A 710-nucleotide genomic window follows, 5' to 3' on the forward strand; every position below is an offset into this window, starting at 1 on the left:
ACTCCTCGTCGGCATCGGAGAGCTCGCGCAGCACGGTCTCCGTTCCCTCGTCGAACACCGCCGTCACGGTGCCATGCTGGGTTCCGCCCCTCTTGCGGTAGTGGCTGTCGAGGCGCACCTCCAGCGCATCCCCCGCCTTCACGGCGATCGGAGAGGAGGCGAGGCTGCCGGCGAATGCCCCGCTCGTCGCCTCCGCCACGGCGATCCGCCCCGAAGCGCGGGTGAACGCGTGTCGGCGATCGGTGCCGTACTGAGCGATCACGCTGTCGAGGTTCGACAGCGTCCACGCCCCCTCTCTCGTCCAGCTGTCCGTCTCGAAGCCGTCGAACCAGAGCAGCTGCTCGGTGGTCGAGGTGTCCGGGTCGTCGGCGGTGAGCACGGTGATCACGAGCGGGGTCGACACGATGCCGGCGCCACCGAGAGACAGCGTCACCGAGCCGGGCGCGAGGTCAGCGGGCAGCGCGACCGAGAACGACGTCTCCCCCGCGGCGTCAGCGACCGGGATACCGGGAACCGCCGCCCCGGCATCGCCGAACGACGCGGTCAGCTGCTGGCCGGGGCGCAGTCCGCCGACCTTCACCGGAACCGTCGCACCTGCTCTGGCGACGGGCTTCGCGGCGGAGAGGATGCGCGGTGCTGCATCGGCCGGCGGGGCTTCGCTGATCTGCACGTCGTCGATCATCCAGAACCAGTTGTTGCTGCTCTCGGCG

General features: G+C 70.4%; 1 protein-coding gene. It reads right to left on the reverse strand.

Annotated elements, in window-relative coordinates:
• Nucleotides 1–710 (reverse strand): hypothetical protein (locus DSP71_RS22075; RefSeq protein ID WP_220151098.1); only part of this gene is annotated, 710 nt, incomplete at both ends.

Origin of the sequence: Microbacterium sp. H6 (assembly GCF_003314775.1) — a bacterium.
Lineage (GTDB): Bacteria > Actinomycetota > Actinomycetes > Actinomycetales > Microbacteriaceae > Microbacterium > Microbacterium oxydans.